This window comes from Flavobacterium sp. 11 (genome assembly GCF_002754315.1).
Taxonomy (GTDB): Bacteria; Bacteroidota; Bacteroidia; order Flavobacteriales; family Flavobacteriaceae; genus Flavobacterium; species Flavobacterium algoritolerans.
Genome location: NZ_PEFE01000001.1, coordinates 3,141,777 through 3,158,300 on the forward strand (window position 1 = coordinate 3,141,777; position 16,524 = coordinate 3,158,300).

General features: G+C 35.7%; 15 protein-coding genes. 10 read left to right on the top strand and 5 right to left on the bottom strand.

Going from position 1 to position 16,524, the window contains the following annotated elements; genetic code table 11:
* Positions 1 to 37 precede the first annotated feature (37 nt).
* The 4 genes from CLV00_RS13650 to CLV00_RS13665 all read left to right on the top strand — a co-directional run bounded on the left by CLV00_RS13650 (position 38) and on the right by CLV00_RS13665 (position 5,393).
* Positions 38 to 958 (top strand): homoserine kinase, encoded by a 921-nt coding sequence (locus CLV00_RS13650; RefSeq protein WP_099716353.1) that lies wholly within the window; start codon positions 38 to 40, stop codon positions 956 to 958.
* A gap of 115 nt (positions 959 to 1,073) precedes the next feature.
* The gene (gene thrC / locus CLV00_RS13655) at positions 1,074 to 2,363 is read left to right on the top strand and encodes a threonine synthase (RefSeq protein ID WP_099716354.1); all 1,290 of its coding nucleotides are present in this window, start codon (positions 1,074 to 1,076) and stop codon (positions 2,361 to 2,363) included.
* Between the two features lie 185 nt (positions 2,364 to 2,548).
* The gene (locus tag CLV00_RS13660) at positions 2,549 to 4,690 is read left to right on the top strand and encodes a P-loop NTPase fold protein (RefSeq protein WP_099715698.1); all 2,142 of its coding nucleotides are present in this window, start codon (positions 2,549 to 2,551) and stop codon (positions 4,688 to 4,690) included.
* A 226-nt stretch (positions 4,691 to 4,916) separates the two neighbouring features.
* Complete coding sequence (locus tag CLV00_RS13665; RefSeq protein WP_099715699.1) at positions 4,917 to 5,393, top strand: hypothetical protein; 477 nt, start codon at positions 4,917 to 4,919, stop codon at positions 5,391 to 5,393.
* Positions 5,394 to 5,460: 67 nt separating this feature from the next.
* Here CLV00_RS13665 and CLV00_RS13670 read toward each other — a convergent pair whose 3' ends face one another.
* The gene (locus tag CLV00_RS13670) at positions 5,461 to 5,967 is read right to left on the bottom strand and encodes a YSC84-related protein (RefSeq protein WP_233206908.1); all 507 of its coding nucleotides are present in this window, start codon (positions 5,965 to 5,967) and stop codon (positions 5,461 to 5,463) included.
* Positions 5,968 to 6,186: 219 nt separating this feature from the next.
* Between CLV00_RS13670 and CLV00_RS13675 the strand changes: the two genes are divergently transcribed.
* The 4 genes from CLV00_RS13675 to CLV00_RS13690 all read left to right on the top strand — a co-directional run bounded on the left by CLV00_RS13675 (position 6,187) and on the right by CLV00_RS13690 (position 10,372).
* On the top strand, positions 6,187 to 6,693 hold the full coding sequence (locus tag CLV00_RS13675) for a GNAT family N-acetyltransferase (RefSeq protein WP_099715701.1): 507 nt from the start codon (positions 6,187 to 6,189) through the stop codon (positions 6,691 to 6,693).
* Between the two features lie 32 nt (positions 6,694 to 6,725).
* Positions 6,726 to 7,229, top strand: a complete 504-nt coding sequence (locus CLV00_RS13680) for an SRPBCC domain-containing protein (protein ID WP_099715702.1) — start codon at positions 6,726 to 6,728, stop codon at positions 7,227 to 7,229.
* Between the two features lie 290 nt (positions 7,230 to 7,519).
* Positions 7,520 to 9,049, top strand: coding sequence for a S10 family peptidase (locus CLV00_RS13685; protein ID WP_099715703.1), 1,530 nt, complete (start codon positions 7,520 to 7,522; stop codon positions 9,047 to 9,049).
* A 132-nt stretch (positions 9,050 to 9,181) separates the two neighbouring features.
* On the top strand, positions 9,182 to 10,372 hold the full coding sequence (locus tag CLV00_RS13690) for a TIGR03862 family flavoprotein (protein WP_099715704.1): 1,191 nt from the start codon (positions 9,182 to 9,184) through the stop codon (positions 10,370 to 10,372).
* Between the two features lie 81 nt (positions 10,373 to 10,453).
* Here the strand turns inward: CLV00_RS13690 and CLV00_RS13695 are convergent, their stop codons facing one another.
* The 4 genes from CLV00_RS13695 to CLV00_RS13710 all read right to left on the bottom strand — a co-directional run bounded on the left by CLV00_RS13695 (position 10,454) and on the right by CLV00_RS13710 (position 13,080).
* The gene (locus CLV00_RS13695; RefSeq protein WP_099715705.1) at positions 10,454 to 10,837 is read right to left on the bottom strand and encodes a DUF3037 domain-containing protein; all 384 of its coding nucleotides are present in this window, start codon (positions 10,835 to 10,837) and stop codon (positions 10,454 to 10,456) included.
* Positions 10,815 to 11,609: a HipA family kinase gene (locus CLV00_RS13700; protein WP_099715706.1), complete on the bottom strand. Its 795-nt coding sequence runs from the start codon at positions 11,607 to 11,609 to the stop codon at positions 10,815 to 10,817. The genes CLV00_RS13695 and CLV00_RS13700 overlap by 23 nt, the downstream gene beginning before the upstream one ends.
* 96 nt (positions 11,610 to 11,705) lie before the next feature.
* Positions 11,706 to 12,173: a hypothetical protein gene (locus CLV00_RS13705; RefSeq protein WP_099715707.1), complete on the bottom strand. Its 468-nt coding sequence runs from the start codon at positions 12,171 to 12,173 to the stop codon at positions 11,706 to 11,708.
* A 58-nt stretch (positions 12,174 to 12,231) separates the two neighbouring features.
* The gene (locus CLV00_RS13710) at positions 12,232 to 13,080 is read right to left on the bottom strand and encodes an NAD(P)H-hydrate dehydratase (RefSeq protein WP_099716355.1); all 849 of its coding nucleotides are present in this window, start codon (positions 13,078 to 13,080) and stop codon (positions 12,232 to 12,234) included.
* 301 nt (positions 13,081 to 13,381) lie between these two features.
* On the opposite strand from CLV00_RS13710, the gene gcvT reads away from it, so the two are divergent.
* The gene (gcvT, locus tag CLV00_RS13715; RefSeq protein ID WP_099715708.1) at positions 13,382 to 14,464 is read left to right on the top strand and encodes a glycine cleavage system aminomethyltransferase GcvT; all 1,083 of its coding nucleotides are present in this window, start codon (positions 13,382 to 13,384) and stop codon (positions 14,462 to 14,464) included.
* Positions 14,465 to 14,470: 6 nt separating this feature from the next.
* Positions 14,471 to 16,513: a S41 family peptidase gene (locus tag CLV00_RS13720; protein ID WP_099715709.1), complete on the top strand. Its 2,043-nt coding sequence runs from the start codon at positions 14,471 to 14,473 to the stop codon at positions 16,511 to 16,513.
* Positions 16,514 to 16,524 lie beyond the last annotated feature (11 nt).

The window sequence follows — 16,524 nt, forward strand, 5'->3', positions numbered from 1 at the left end:
CTTTAAACCTGAAACTTTAAACCTGAAACAAAAAATTATGAATGAAATAAAAATATTTTGCCCCGCTACAATCGCCAATCTTTCCTGCGGATTTGATGTCCTTGGACTGTGTTTAGAAACTGCGGGGGACGAAATGATTATTCGAAAATCCGATATAAAAGGGATTCGCATCACTAAAATTGTGGGCGCCGACTTGCCTTTGGAAACCGAAAAAAATGTTGCTGGAGTTGCGGCTTTAGCGATGTTGGAAGCCATTGAAACGGAATTTGGATTCGAAATCGAAATCTACAAACACATCAAAGCCGGAAGCGGAATTGGAAGCAGTGCTGCAAGTTCAGCAGGAGCTGTTTTTGGAATCAATGAATTATTGGGACGTCCATTTACACGCAAAGAATTAGTTTTATTTGCCATGCAAGGCGAAAAATTAGCCAGTGGAAACGCTCATGCCGATAACGTTGCTCCTGCCCTTTTAGGTGGATTTACGTTGGTGCGAAGTTCAAATCCGTTGGATATTATCAAAATTGAAAGTCCATCAGAATTGTATGCTACGGTGGTTCATCCTCAAATTGAGTTGAAAACTTCGGATGCGCGTTCGGTATTGAAACAAACTGTTTCCTTAAAAAGTGCCATCACGCAATGGGGAAATGTAGGCGGATTAGTCGCTGGATTGTATACTAAAGATTATGACTTAATCGGACGTTCGTTACATGATGAAATCGTAGAACCGTTGCGAAGTGTTTTGATTCCGGGATTTGATTTAATCAAAAAAACAGCGTACGAAAACGGAGCTTTAGGTTCCGGGATTTCGGGTTCTGGTCCTTCTATTTTTGCTTTAAGCAAAGGGGAAGCAACCGCTAATAAAATCGCCAAAGCCATGAGCGCTGTGTACGACGCCATGAATTTACCCTACGAAATTCACGTTTCGAAAGTGAATGATGAAGGGATAAAAATAATTTAAGAATTATGACTAACGATTTTTGACCCGAGCGTCAGCGAACTGGCGTAGCATTTCAGATGTAACTTATGTTGCGAAAAAAAAATCAAAAATCGTTAATCTTCAATCAAAAATCATAATGAAATATTACAGTTTAAACCATAACGCACCCAAAGTTTCTTTTAAAGAAGCCGTAATACAAGGATTAGCAACTGATAAAGGATTGTATTTTCCGGAAACAATTACCCCTTTAGCTCCTGCTTTTTTTGATACAATCGAAAATTTAAGCAATGAAGAAATTGCTTTTCAAGCGATTCAACAATTTGTGGGTGACGAAATTCCCGTAGACACTTTAAAACAAATCATTGCCGAAACCTTATGTTTTGATTTCCCTGTGGTCGAAGTCGAAAAAGGCATTTATTCCCTTGAATTGTTTCATGGTCCAACGATGGCTTTTAAGGACGTAGGCGCGCGATTCATGTCGCGTTGTTTAGGGTATTTTAATAAAGACAATAAAGACAGCAAAAACACAGTTCTTGTAGCGACTTCCGGTGATACTGGTGGTGCTGTGGCCAGCGGTTTCCTTGGTGTAACAGGCGTTGAAGTGATAATCCTGTATCCGTCCGGGAAAGTGAGCGATATTCAGGAACGACAATTGACCACTTTAGGACAAAATATTAAAGCGCTTGAAGTAGACGGCGTTTTTGATGATTGTCAGGATATGGTGAAGAAAGCTTTTCTTGACGAAAGTTTAAAACATAAAAATTTGACTTCGGCAAATTCGATAAATATTGCGCGCTGGTTGCCACAAATGTTTTATTTCTTCTTTGCGTACAAAGCATTAAAAAAACAAAACAAACCGTTAGTTTTCTCTTGCCCAAGTGGGAATTTTGGAAATATTTGCGCGGGTATCATTGCCAAAAAAATGGGATTGCCTATTGAACATTTTGTGGCTTCCACCAATGTGAATGATACGGTTCCGAGATTTTTAGAAAACGGAACTTACGATCCTAAACCTTCGATAGCGACGATTTCGAATGCGATGGATGTTGGAAATCCAAGTAATTTCATCCGAATTCAGGAAATGTACCACAATGATTTGGAGCAGTTCAAAAAAGATTTTTCTTCATTTACATTCTCAGATGCCGAGACCTTAGAAGCGATGAAAACCATTTATAATACTGACGGATATATCGCAGAACCTCACGGAGCGGTTGGTTATCTTGGTTTGAAAAAAGAATTACAAAACCACCCTAATGCGATTGGGATTTTCTTAGAAACTGCCCACCCAATAAAGTTTTTGGATACGGTTGAGCCAACATTAAACGTAAAACTTCCTATTCCTAAACAAATTGAAAGCGTTTTAGGAAAAGAAAAAGTGAGCACAAAAATTAAAACGTACGAGGAATTGAAAGCGTTTTTGGCGTAAAAATTAAATATAATTTTTCAAATACAAACCGACTGAGAAGTGATTTCCAGTCGGTTTTTTTTATGGGAATTAGTTTTCTGTAAGTAAAATCAGTAAGTTTGTTATGTACCAAAAATAAATTATAGCGAGTATATAATTTGTAAACTATATAACCAGAACATTTCGTTAAAAATCAAAAATATATAATGAAACAAAATTTCTCATCTGACAAACCTGTTGAAAATGAAAGTCAAGATAGATTTCAACGATATAATTTTTCAAAAAGAATTGCAGAAACAATTCAAAAAAGAGAAAGTCCAGATGGAATAGTCATTGGTATTTATGGTGCTTGGGGAGAAGGGAAAACATCTGTTCAAAATTTCATAGAACAAGAGCTTAAAACAGATGATACTATCTTAATAATTAAATTAAATCCTTGGAGGTATAATGATGAAGATACTTTAATTAGAAATTTTTTAAAGAAAATAGCTGACCTCTTAGGTAAAGAATTAGAAAAACGAAAAATTAAATTAGGTAATTTCATAGAAAAATATGGAGCTTTAGGTGGTTTTGTAGGTGTAGATTTTACACAAATCGGAAAATCATTATCAGAAATAGATTTAGAAGATTGGAAAAATAAGATTGATGACTTCTTGAAAGAAAGCACAAGTAAACTTGTAATTTTTGTTGATGATATAGATAGATTAGACAAACAAGAAATCTATTCATTATTTAGATTAGTTAAATTAACAGGTGATTTTTCAAATACGACTTATATCCTTTCATTTGATGAAATAATGGTTGCATCTGCAATAGGTGATAGATTTGGTGCAGGTAATGAATTGTCTGGTCAAAATTTTCTAGAAAAAATCATTCAAGTTCCACTTAAAATTCCTCAGGCACAAATAAGTGCTTTAAAAACATATTGTTTTGAACTCGTAGACAAAGCTATTGATGAAAGTGAAATTAAATTAAGTCAAAGTGAAGAACAAAGATTTGTATATCAATTTACTGAGAGTGTATTACTTCGCCTAAAAACTCCAAGATTAGCAGTTAGATATGGAAACTCTTTATCATTTGCTTTACCGTTGTTAAAAGGTGAAATTAACCATATAGATTTAATGTTAATTGAGGCCTTAAAGATATTCTATCCAAGACATTATGAATTTGTAAAATTAAACTCCAATTATTTTATTACTTCATATTCTTCAGAGAATATCTATGGTGTTGAACAAAATGTTAAAGATAAAAAGGATGAACTTACTCAACATTTAGACATACTGGCAACTGACTTATCAAAAAAAGAAAAATCTTCAGTATTATCATTACTTAAATTTTTGTTTCCAAGACTTAATGAAGCATTTCATAATAGGTTTCAACACGAAGGGGAAAAAAATTGGTTTAAAGAAAAACGAATTGTTTCTACAGATTATTTTAAAAGATATTTTTCATACACAGTAATTGATGGTGAAATTTCAGATATAATATTTGATGATTTTGTAAATTCAATTAAAATATTAGAAATAGATAATATTGCAGATAAATTAGATAGTATTTTAACAGAAACTTCAGCAGATACTTTTATTTTTAAATTAAGGTCATATGAAGAAGATTTAGACTGGACAACTTCTAAAAAATTATCTTTAGCATTATGTATAAAAAGCAGAGTTTTTCCAACAAATGACTCATTTTTTGGCTTTGGTTATGACGATGCAAAATCTCAATCTTCAATTTTTATTTTCCAATTATTAAAGAGGCACTTAATAATTGAAGAAACATTTGAATTTACTAAATTACTTATGGAAAATCCTGTACCTATTGATTTTTCTTTTTTAATAAATAAGTGGTTTCGAAATGGAAGAACTAAAACTGAAAATATTTTTTCAGAAGAACAGAATATTGAAATTGCACGAATTCTAAGAGAGCGAGCATTAAGTGAAGCTGGAGAAACTCCACTCTTTGAAAAATACCCAAAAAATATTAATTTTTTACTTTCAACTTGGTTGTCATTTGATAATATCGGATATATAGAATACTTAAATCAAATATTTAGTAAACAACCAAATAAAGTTAAAGAATTACTTATAACTTTTACTCCATCTGCGACAAGTACAAGTAATCCGGAGATTCATAAATCAAATTTCACAAAAGAACAATACAACTATATTAAAACTTTGATTGATAAAAATTTAATTCACCAAAAAATAAGACAAATTTATGGTGAAGAAATTGACAAAAAAGAGGTTGAATATATTGAATTTGAAAACAAACAGACAGATATTAACATTATGAGACAATTTGAAGATTGGTTTGAAAAAGACGCAAAAGAAATAGAACCAGCCGAATAAATACAGATTACAATACAGGTTTGACAAAATTTGGGTTTTAAGCTTAATCTAAAGTTGGTTTTGTATTTGCAAAATTAGTGTTAAACCGAAAATTAATCTAAATATACTCCCCGCTAACGTGAGCGTCCCGCTCGTGACCAATAACAAAACAAAATAAGCTACTGACTTAAAAGGATGTAGCTTTTTTTATACCTTGGCACTACAATAAAAACCAAATAGAAAAAAGATGAACACAACAGAGCAAGTACCAAAGCAATCAAAGTTCAGTATCAAAAATATTTTTCTTCCAGACTACGAAAACTACGAAGGGGTTCGAAGAATCAATATTTATGTAATGCGGCTGTTTTTCGCGTTAATGTTTGTTTTTGTTGCCACAGATTCCTGGACCGTTATTCTTACCCATCAAGGGGAATGGGATCCTACAAGAGCTGTAGCTTGGTGCACTTGGGCCGCTTACTCTACATTGGCGCTTTTAGGGGTGTTCCATACGTTGCGCATGTTACCCATTATGCTTTTTATGATTTTTTATAAAGGACTTTGGCTTATTGTTGTTGCTTATCCTTTATGGTCAGCAGGAACGCTCAAAGGTTCACCAGCCGAAGGAATGGCGTATATGTTCACCGGAATTATCATTCCAATACTTTTCATGCCTTGGAAATACGTATTCAAAAAATACATTTTATTTGAGACGAAAAAGAAATGATTACAGCATTTCAATATACCTACTAAAAACAAAACGGCTGAGAAAATTTCACAGCCGTTTTGTTTTATCACAAGTTATTAAACTTAAACTTCTGTCCGCCAATCGATGCCTCGTACATGAGTCCGCCCTTTTGCATGGTGAACACCATCACGCCATCGGTATATTTTACATTTGCCGAAGCGCCTTCAGTTACGGCTACCGCTGAGGCTTGTGCGGAAAACTCGAATCGGCTTTCTTTAAAACGGTTCATTTCGTTTTTTGTTTCAAAAAATATCACCTCCCGATAGGCTTGTCCACCAGCCTGAAAGCCTATGCTCAATTGCGTTAATTTTGCCATTCCTATTCGCTTGTTCTGCTCATAGACCACGCCGTTACCAGCTGCTCCTCCAACACCTATTCCTCCTTTTCCAACATTAGGAAAAATAACATAACCATAGGCTTTATCAAAAAGTGCTTTCATCAACGGGTCACTTTTAATGAACTCCGCTTTTGCTGTTTTGCTGTCAGCAATAATTTTATTCTTTTTAGCGGTTGATTGCCCTAATACAGGCGCTATGTTTAGTACACAAGCCATCAGTATTACCAAAAAAATATTTAAATTTTTCATAATTGTATGTATTAAATTGTTGTACAGTTTCTTTGCTCAAAGGTAAAAAAAAATCCTTGCTTAATAGTTAAATACACTGATTATCAATATTATGTAAATTATTTTATTAAAAAAAACGAGTGATTAATCCCTTTTTTTTACCTTTGAAAAACATAAAGCAATAACCCTAGAATAGAAGTAGTATCCATGATTACAAAAGCAACAACAGAAGACGTTTCCTTATTAAATACATTAATCAATTCAGCCTATCGTGGCGAATCTTCTAAAAAAGGATGGACCACTGAAGCGAACATTTTAGAAGGACTCAGAACCACTGAAAAAGAACTAATAGAAACGATTCAAAACCCAAAAAATACGATTCTGAAATTTACAGAGAATAACCAGATTATAGGTTGCGTATTGTTGATTGAAAAAGAGCAACAATTATATTTAGGAATGCTGACGGTTTCGCCAGAATTGCAAAATAGTGGCGTTGGAAAAAAATTATTGCAACAGGCTGAAATTCATGCTTCGGCATTGGGATTGCCAAAAATTGTTATGACTGTAATTTCCGTTCGGGAAGAATTAATTGCTTGGTACAAACGCAACGGTTATTTGGATACGGGAGCAAGAGAACCATTTCCGGCAAGCGATGTTCATATTCCAATTACGGAAGTGCCTTTGGAATTTATTGTCTTGGAGAAAAGGGTTTAGAACTAGTATAATCAATCTTAAATCGAAATAAAATGGCAACTAATAGCAAAACACTTGTTGTAAAAGATTTAGAAGAAAAAACAATTCTGGTTTCCAGAACATTCACTGCGCCACTTGAAAAAGTCTGGCGTGCGTATACTGAAAGTGAATTATTGGAACAATGGTGGGCACCAAAACCTTGGAAAGCCGAAACCAAATCGATGCACTTTTCTGTTGGCGGTTATTGGTTGTACGCGATGGTGGGGCCCGAAAATGAAAAACATTGGGGAAGAATGGATTATACAGCCATAACACCCCATTTAAGTTTTGAAATTAAAGATAGTTTTTGTGACGAAGAGGGAACTGTAAACACTTCGTTGCCGGTTGCTACAGGAACTATTGTTTTTACGACTACAGAATCCGGTACTTTGGTTGAATTCAAGATGTTTTATTCTAATGAAAAAGAGATTGAAACCATGATTGAAATGGGCTTTGAACAAGGTATTACGGCTTGTTTGGAACAATTGGAAGCGTTATTTCAAGAAAATAAAATCTAGCGATTACCAAAGATTCTATCCTTTTTCGGGATGTTCGCGTAAGGGATTGCGGCGGCATCCTTTATTTTTTTTCTTTAAAAAAATAAAGATAGAGCCAAAAGCCCGACCCCAAAGCTGCAGTTGCGGGAATGGAAAAGGGAATTTTCTGCTTTGGGGTTACGCCCAAATAAGGTTTCATGGTTTGGAAATTACTATGCTGCTTTTTGTCACTCTATTAAAAAGCAATATATTAGTGCTGTCAAAATTATATCCGAAAAACGGTATTGAAATACCCCAAACCAATCTCATTTATGAAAAAAACAGTACTATCCTTGCTCTTCGTTGGATTTTTTACCGCTTTGCATGCCCAGCCTTCAAAAACACCCACAACGCCTACCGCGCCAAAAGAAGAAAGTTCAGCCGCAAATCTTACTTTCAATCCGGATTCGCATGTAGTGACGGAACATACTACAACTATCAAAGGTCAAAAAGTGCCTTACAAAGCCACCACTGGTACAATGCCGGTTTGGGACGAAGACGGAAAAGCTATAGCCGGTTTATTTTATACGTATTACGAACGCTCCGATGTAAAGGATCGTGCCGCCCGCCCTTTGGTTATCTCCTTCAATGGCGGTCCAGGTTCGGCTTCGGTGTGGATGCAGATTGCCTATACCGGTCCAAGTTTAATCAATATTGATGACGAAGGCTATCCGTTACAGCCTTATGGAATCAAGGAAAATCCATATTCGATATTGGATGTTGCCGATATTGTTTTTGTAAATCCGGTTAATACCGCGTATTCAAGAGCAACGAGCAAAGAAATACCAACCACTAAATTCTTTGGTGTAAATGCCGACATTAAATACCTCGCCGATTGGATTAATGGATTTGTATCCAGAACCAATCGTTGGGCTTCACCAAAATATTTGATTGGTGAAAGCTACGGTACCACACGCGTTTCGGGATTGGCGCTAGAATTGCAAAACAGCGAATGGATGTATCTGAACGGTGTAATTCTCGTATCGCCAACTGAACTGGGAATCACTCGTGGAGTCGCTTCTGAAGCGGCACTGAAACTGCCTTATTTTGCGGCTACTGCTTGGTATCACAAAATGCTGCCTGCTGATTTACAGAACAAAGATTTAACAGCCATGTTACCTGAAGTGGAAGACTTCACCATCAATGAGCTACTGCCCGCAATGAGCAAAGGAGGCGCATTAGACGACCAAAAAAGAAAAGAAATGGCCGCTAAAATAGCACGTTATTCCGGACTTTCGGAAAAAGTGGTTTTGCAAAATAATTTAGACGTACCGTATGATTATTTCTGGAAAGAATTATTGCGCGATCAAGGTTTTACGGTAGGAAGATTAGATTCCCGCTACAAAGGAATTGACCGTAAAGCGGCTGGTGACGGGCCTGATTTCAATGCCGAACTTACTTCGTGGCTCCACTCCTTTACTCCTGCCATCAATATGTACTTGCGTAATAATCTAAACTACAAAACCGATTTCAAATACAATATGTTTGGCTCCGTGAGACCTTGGGATGATTCCAATGATAAAACCGGAGAAAACCTGCGTCAAGCCATGGCACAAAATCCATATTTGCATGTTATGGTTCAGTCTGGGTATTATGACGGAGCCTGCGATTATTTTAACTCAAAATACAACATGTGGCAAATGGACCCAAGCGGAAGACTTAAAGACAGAATGTCCTGGAAAGGCTATAGAAGCGGTCACATGATGTACTTACGAAAAGTAGATTTGGAAACTGCCAACGAAGATATCAGACAATTTATAAAACAATCCTTGCCTAAAGCTGGAGAATCGGCGAAATATTAGGTTTAGCATTATTTTTATAAAAAAGGCTGTTCAAAATGATTTTGGACAGCCTTTTTTTGCTTTACAAATACAATACCGAATATAAAAATCCATATCAGCGTTAATGGGTAAAACAAACCGTATTTTTGCAGCGTGAAGAAATCAGTTTCAATTATTGGAGGAGGTCCCGCAGCACTTATACTCGCTGCATTACTCGATTGTCAAAAATTTACCGTTACCATCTACGAAAAAAATAAAACACTAGGAAGAAAATTTCTGGTGGCGGGAAAAGGAGGATTTAACCTCACCCATTCAGAACCAATTGCTGAGTTGATTGCGCGCTATACGCCACCCCATTTTCTGGAAAAAGCACTCCTTGATTTTGACAACGACGATTTTCGGAAATGGATTGATTCTATCGGTATTCCAACCTACATCGGCAGCAGCAAACGGGTGTATCCTGAAAGTGGCATCAAACCCATAACAGTGCTCAAAGCAATTCTGGATGTTCTGACTAAACAAGGTGTTGCTATTCAATACCAACATACTTGGAAAGGTTGGACCAGCGACGATGCTATTATTTTCAATACGGATACAGCAATACAATCAGATTATACCATTTTTGCCTTGGGCGGTGGGAGCTGGAAAGTAACCGGTTCAGATGGCACTTGGCTTGACTTGTTCGAAAAGCAAGATATTGCTATCGTTCCGTTTCAATCATCCAATTGTGCGTATCGTGTGAACTGGCCGGAAGATTTTATTTTGGAACATGAAGGCAGTCCGCTTAAAAATATCGCCATAAGCTGTTTGAATAAAAGACAAAAAGGCGAAGCGGTAATCACACGTTTCGGTTTAGAAGGGAATGCGATTTATGCCCTGAGTCCACAGATTAGAAAGGAATTGGAAAGCCAACAAAAGGCAACAATTTTTCTGGATATGAAACCAACGTTACGGTATGATGATTTGCTTCAAAAGATCAAAAAATCAACCTTTAAAAAGACGAGCGAAACACTACAAAAAGAAATTAAATTGAGTGCTGCACAGGTTGGACTTTTGAAAAAATACCTTTCGAAAGAAACCTACCTAAATCCGGAATTATTGGCACAAAACATTAAAAAACTGAGTATCGAAATCACCGGCTCTGCCCTATTGAACGACGCAATATCAACAACAGGCGGTGTTCAACTGCATGCTGTGGATGAAAATTTCCAATTTAAAAACAAGAAAAGTCATTATTGTATTGGCGAAATGCTGGACTGGGATGCACCCACCGGAGGCTATCTTCTTCAGGCTTGCTTTAGTATGGGCATGCATCTTGCGCGTCACCTGAATAGTATTTCTTAATTTTTAATGTTCTAATGTTGACTCCAAAAGAGTGTTTTGTTTGCGAAATGACTTTCCAACAGTTTTTCTTTTTCAATTTATTTATAATACCATTTCTTCAAACAAGCGTTGCGTTGTTTTTTCCAAATCATCACACAATCCCGGATGCGGTCTTGAGGTTTGAATGGCAGAGCTGCGAAGTGCTGTCAACCAACGGAAACGCGATGGAATATCAAATTGTCCTATTGGTCCACCTGATTTTTCGCCATGCGCCACTTTCTCAAATGCTTGTAAGTTTAAATGCAATTGTTCTAGATCTAAATCGGCTGAAAATAGTTGCAGTTTGGCTTCGTTCATCGAGCAAAGCACTTTTATAAACTTCGCTTTTTTACAAAAGAGAATAATACCCACATTGAGGAATTCTTCGCGTTCTACCCTTGGCACAACCCGGATTACGGCATACTCATATAAGTGCTTCTCTTGCATTTTGTGCTTCGTTTATAAAAATTTCGGAATGGTTCAAACGTATGGATAAAAACTGGAAATAGACTTCTCGAATGGCTTCCGGAGTTTCATCGGTATCTTCCCATTGCAACCAATCCTCTGGAATCAGATTCACGATATTTTGCAGTACATCATCAGTCAATATTTTTTTGAATATCACATCTGTTTCTGGCAACAAGGAAGCCTGAGGCAACAATACATGGTCTTTTATCAATGCAAAAGGGCTTTGTGCATGCTTTTCCCAATTGGTCCACGAATGATGAAAATAAAGACTGGCACCGTGATCGATCAGCCATAATTCTTTATGCCAAATCAACATATTGGTGTTTCTAAACGTTCTGTCCACGTTTGTAATAAAAGCATCCAACCAAACAATTTGGGAAGCTAGTTTTGGGTCAACCAAAGTGACAACAGGATCAAAATTTATGGCTCCAGATAAATAATGCAATGCCAAATTGAGTCCCTGACTGCCTTGAAGCAAGTCCTGAATTTCTTCGTCGCCTTCTGAACGTCCAAAAGCTTCGTCGAGATTTGCGAAAACGAGTTCCGGCATTTTTAGGTTTAAAACACGGGCAATTTCTCCGCCTATTAATTCGGCAATCAAGGCTTTTACGCCGTGTCCGGCACCTTTGAATTTCAATACATATTTATAATCATCGTCGGCTTCAGCGAGCGCAGGCAAAGAACCGCCTTCCCGCAACGGGGTGATGTATCGCGTAACATTTACGGTTCTAAGATGGGGAGTTTTTTCCATAATCGAATTGGATAAAGCAATTTTGCTTGGATACAAACTTACAAATAAGTAAGTTTGATTTTGTATTAGTAATTACTAAAACGGGAAATTATATTATTACTTACTGGTGTAAGTTTCACCATAAACTTCTTTTACAGAAATTAACTCTTTGCAATAATAAATTTTGTTCCCTCTAGTTTCAATGTTCATTTTTAGGGCTACTTTTTTATTATTTAAAATCAAATCATTTGAATTATAATTCTTTAATTTTTTAAAATCATTCTCTTTTAAATAAACTTTTCTGATTGAGTCTTTTATTTTAAGCCTAATCCAAGGTGACTTTATTACATTGTACTTTTTTAAAGCATCGAAATAATTTAAAACAGATACATCATTTGCACTAGGATTTTTAATTTGACGCATACTATCAAGTTCTTTTTCAAACTTATCAATGCTCTTCTGATCTAAGCCATAATAATTAGAAATATCAACCGACTTAAAAGCTAGATCCCCTTCAATAATTTTCTCTTTCTGAGAACAAGAAATAAAGATAAAAACGAAGAAAAATAATTTAATTTTTTTCATATTGCATGAGTATTTTCTAATCATTGAGTTCTTAAAAGTAGTTAATTTAGAGAATATCTCAACTTTCTAAACTCAAAAAGGCTTTCCCGATATTTTCAATAACATCTGAAGCGATAAAAGATTGATAACCGGTTTCAGGCAACGCAATATCAGCCGTTAATCCGTGGAGGTAAACCCCTAGAATCGCGGTGCTAATGGGTTCATAGGATTGTGCCAGTAAACTGGTAATCATTCCCGTCAAAACATCACCACTTCCTGCGGTTGCGAGAGCGGCATTTCCGGTGGTGTTTTCATAGACAGTTTCTCCATCGATAATTCGGGTTGGAGCACCTTTCATTACAATTATAACTTGGTATTGTTTTGAAAAAGAGATTGCCATACTCATTTTTTCTTCTTCGGAATGCCATTTTCCAATTAATCGCTCCAGTTCTTTGGGATGTGGCGTTAAGATTGTTTTAGGCGGTACAAAAGAAAGCCATTCTTTGTTTTGGGATACAATATTCAAGGCATCGGCATCCAATACCAAAGGGCTTTTATTTGTTTTTAAAAACTGATGCACTGCATTTTGGGTTTCAATTTCCTGACCTAAACCGGGACCAATTCCTATAGCTTGTGGTGTAATTTCGAAAGTGATATTAGAAATTTTTTCCTCTTGAATATCTGTAAGAACCATAACTTCGGGAATGGCGGTTTGCAGAATTGTGTAGCCACATTTCGGAATAAAAACGGTGACTAATCCGCAACCTGTTTTCAAACAAGCTTTGGCAGACAAACTTACTGCTCCTATTTTTCCATAACTTCCGCCAATGATTAAAGCGTGTCCCTGAATTCCTTTGTGAGTATGCTTATCTGGCTGTTTGTAGCGTTTCAGGATTTCTTTTTGGTTGATGTAAATGGGATTCGTCATTGAAATTTGTTTGTTTAAAATTACGAATTTAATAGGAAACAAATTCATTAATTGGACCTAAATTCCCTAGCCCTGATAGCAGCGGCATCCTTTAATTAAAGCTTCTAGCCTTTTGAAGGCTGGAAGCTTTAATTAAAGATAGAGCGAATAGCAGGAATTAGCTCCTAAAAAAAATGACTATAAATCCTACAGCACGAATTATTCCGAAAACGTTTGAAACTTTAAACTTTGCTTCGCTCCGCCTTTGTCACCCGAAATAAAATCAATAAATTAGCGACTTCAAATTTTATATTAAAACACAATGAAAAATACTGCGCTTACGCACATACACGAGAGTTTGGGAGCAAAAATGCTTCCGTTTGCCGGATACAATATGCCCATTTTATATGAAGGTGTGAATGCAGAACATGAAACGGTACGTAATGCCGTGGGTGTTTTTGACGTTTCTCACATGGGTGAATTCTTGCTTACGGGTCCAAATGCATTGGCTTTGATTCAAAAAGTGACTTCGAATGATGCTTCAACTTTGACAATAGGAAGAGCGCAATATTCATGTTTACCGAACAATGACGGTGGAATTGTAGACGATTTGATTGTTTATAAAATGAAAGAAGAGCAATATTTATTAGTGGTAAATGCTTCGAATATTGATAAGGATTGGGATTGGATTTCGGCTCATAATGATTTGGGTGTAGAGATGAGAAACCTATCTGATGATTATTCATTATTGGCGATTCAAGGACCAAAAGCAGTTGAAGCGATGCAATCTTTAACTTCAAAAGATTTATCAGCGATTCCGTATTATCATTTTGAAGTGGGTGATTTTGCCGGTATCGAAAACGTAATTATTTCGGCTACAGGATATACGGGTTCTGGAGGTTTTGAGATTTATTGCAAAAATTCAGAAGTAGAACAAATTTGGAATAAAGTTTTTGAAGCAGGTGCCCCTTTTGGCATCAAGCCAATTGGTCTTGCGGCTCGTGATACATTGCGATTAGAAATGGGTTTCTGTTTGTACGGAAATGACATCAACGATACGACTTCACCACTGGAAGCTGGTTTGGGATGGATTACGAAGTTCACTAAAGAATTCACGAATTCAGAAAATCTAAAAAAACAAAAAGAAGCAGGAGTTACTAAAAAATTAGTCGCTTTTGAAATGCAAGAACGTGCAGTGCCAAGACATGATTACGAAATTGTTGATGCTTCAGGAAATGTAATCGGAATTGTAACTTCGGGAACAATGTCTCCATCCATGAATAAAGGAATTGGTTTGGGTTATGTAACTGTTGAAAATAGTGCTTTGGAAAGTGACATTTTTATCAGAATCCGTAAAAATGATGTTCCTGCAAAAGTGGTGAAATTACCTTTTTACAAGAAATAAAAATAAATGAAAAAACTTTCACTTGTATTGTTGCTGACTACATTTTCACTTTTGGGTCAAAATGATGCAAAAACTTGTGAAACACTTTCTAAAATAAATGCGTTAATACAACGCGAACATTACCAACCAAAACCGGTAGACGACAGTTTATCGGTTTTTGTTTTTGATAGTTTTTTGGATGTTTTGGACTCTAACCGAAACTTGTTTACCAAGATTGAATATCAAAAACTATGTGAGCATAGACTTCAACTGGACAATTATATCTTACAGAATAATTGTTCTTTTATGAGTGATTTTGTTGCTGTTTATAAATTGGCTTTAGTCCGAAAAAAGAAAATTTTAGAAAAGATACAACAGGAGACTTTTGATTACAATACGAATGACTCAGTTAAATTTTCGAAGAAAAACTTCCCTTTTGATTTGGTTTTAACGGATATCGAAAGAGTTTGGAGAAAGAGAATTAAGTATGATATTCTGGAAGACATTTCTAAATTGAGTTCGAATTTAGATTCACTGACGCAGAATTTTTCAAAGCTCGAAAAAACTTCTAAAGCAAAAATATTTGACACCAACTTATGCAAAGTAAATAGTATTCTTGGAGACACTAACAGATTAGAAAATGACCTTCAAAATAATTTTTTGAATATTTTTTGCACCTATTTTGATCCTCATTCCAATTATTTTTCAATGGATGCTAAATCCAGTTTTATGTCGGGTTTATCAACGAGCAATCTTTCATTGGGATTAAATATTGGATTTAATGAAAAAGAGGAAATTATCATCGAAGAAATTGTCCCCGGTGGTCCAGCAGCCAAAACGGATAAGTTTGAAAAAGATGATGTAATCCTGAAAGTGTCTAATAACAAAGGAGATGCATATTCTGTTTCCTGCTCATCCATAGAAAAAATTGGAGAATTGATTTTTTCTGATTCGAGTATAGAAATTGAGTTGACCATTCAGAAAAAAAATGGAACAATACAATCTGTACGCCTGAGAAAGCAAGTAATGAAAGCCACTGAAAATGCTGTTTTCAGTTACATTGCCGAAGCAGAAACTAAAATTGGGTACATCAATATTCCTAGTTTTTATTCTAATTTCGACGGATATTCTATTCAAGGTTGCGCTGATGATGTTGCCAAGGAAATTGTGAAACTTCAAAAAGACAATGTTGAAGGTTTAGTAATCGATCTTCAAGACAATGGCGGTGGATCAATGGAAGAAGCCATTAAATTAGCCGGAATGTTTTTAGATATTGGTCCAGTATCAGTTTTGGTTAATAATAAAAACAAGCAAACCATTCTGAAAGACGGGAATCGTGGCAGCGCATACAATGGTCCAATTGTGCTGTTAATCAACGGAAATTCAGCATCTGCAAGCGAATTTTTTGCGGCCTCAATGCAGGATTATAACCGGGCAATCATCATTGGCAGTACATCGTTGGGGAAAGCTTCCATGCAAACTATTCTACCATTGGACGAAAACAATCAACAGGGTTTTGTAAAACTAACTATTGAAAAATTCTACAGAATTACTGGCGACAGCCACCAAATAAAAGGGATTGTTCCAGATATTGCGGTACCGGTTTTATTTGACAGCATCATTCAGCGAGAAATTAGTTTTAAAACAGCTTTGAAATATGATATGATTACCACAAAAGCAAGATTTAATCCGTTTTCAAAAACCTATTTCCCCAAAATAGTCGAATTAAGTAATTCAAGAGTAAAAAATGCCGCTCGTTTCAATGAAATTAATTTGGCCAACAAGCAGATAAATGCACTTTATAACAATCCCAAAAAACCGACTCGCTTAGTTTTTAAAGATGTATTCAATGATATTCATGAAATTGATTCGCTTTGGAAAAAAGTCAAAAAAATTGTGGAAAGCGAAAGTAACAGTACCATTTCGAATAATTCCTTTGATTTGGAGCAATTAAAATTTGATGTTTTTCAACAAGATATTAATCGCTATAAAATCAAAGAGGTGAAAAACAATCCTTATTTAGAAGAAGCAATTGCCATAATAAACGATTATAAGAATTTAAATAAATAACCAACCAAAAA

Coding starts and splice junctions, on each gene's coding strand:
- CLV00_RS13650 (WP_099716353.1), top strand. CDS start 38: ATGAATGAAATAAAAATATTTTGCCCCGCTACAATCGCCAATCTTTCC.
- thrC (WP_099716354.1), top strand. CDS start 1,074: ATGAAATATTACAGTTTAAACCATAACGCACCCAAAGTTTCTTTTAAA.
- CLV00_RS13660 (WP_099715698.1), top strand. CDS start 2,549: ATGAAACAAAATTTCTCATCTGACAAACCTGTTGAAAATGAAAGTCAA.
- CLV00_RS13665 (WP_099715699.1), top strand. CDS start 4,917: ATGAACACAACAGAGCAAGTACCAAAGCAATCAAAGTTCAGTATCAAA.
- CLV00_RS13670 (WP_233206908.1), bottom strand. CDS start 5,967: ATGGCTTGTGTACTAAACATAGCGCCTGTATTAGGGCAATCAACCGCT.
- CLV00_RS13675 (WP_099715701.1), top strand. CDS start 6,187: ATGATTACAAAAGCAACAACAGAAGACGTTTCCTTATTAAATACATTA.
- CLV00_RS13680 (WP_099715702.1), top strand. CDS start 6,726: ATGGCAACTAATAGCAAAACACTTGTTGTAAAAGATTTAGAAGAAAAA.
- CLV00_RS13685 (WP_099715703.1), top strand. CDS start 7,520: ATGAAAAAAACAGTACTATCCTTGCTCTTCGTTGGATTTTTTACCGCT.
- CLV00_RS13695 (WP_099715705.1), bottom strand. CDS start 10,837: ATGCAAGAGAAGCACTTATATGAGTATGCCGTAATCCGGGTTGTGCCA.
- CLV00_RS13700 (WP_099715706.1), bottom strand. CDS start 11,609: ATGGAAAAAACTCCCCATCTTAGAACCGTAAATGTTACGCGATACATC.
- CLV00_RS13705 (WP_099715707.1), bottom strand. CDS start 12,173: ATGAAAAAAATTAAATTATTTTTCTTCGTTTTTATCTTTATTTCTTGT.
- CLV00_RS13710 (WP_099716355.1), bottom strand. CDS start 13,080: ATGACGAATCCCATTTACATCAACCAAAAAGAAATCCTGAAACGCTAC.
- gcvT (WP_099715708.1), top strand. CDS start 13,382: ATGAAAAATACTGCGCTTACGCACATACACGAGAGTTTGGGAGCAAAA.
- CLV00_RS13720 (WP_099715709.1), top strand. CDS start 14,471: ATGAAAAAACTTTCACTTGTATTGTTGCTGACTACATTTTCACTTTTG.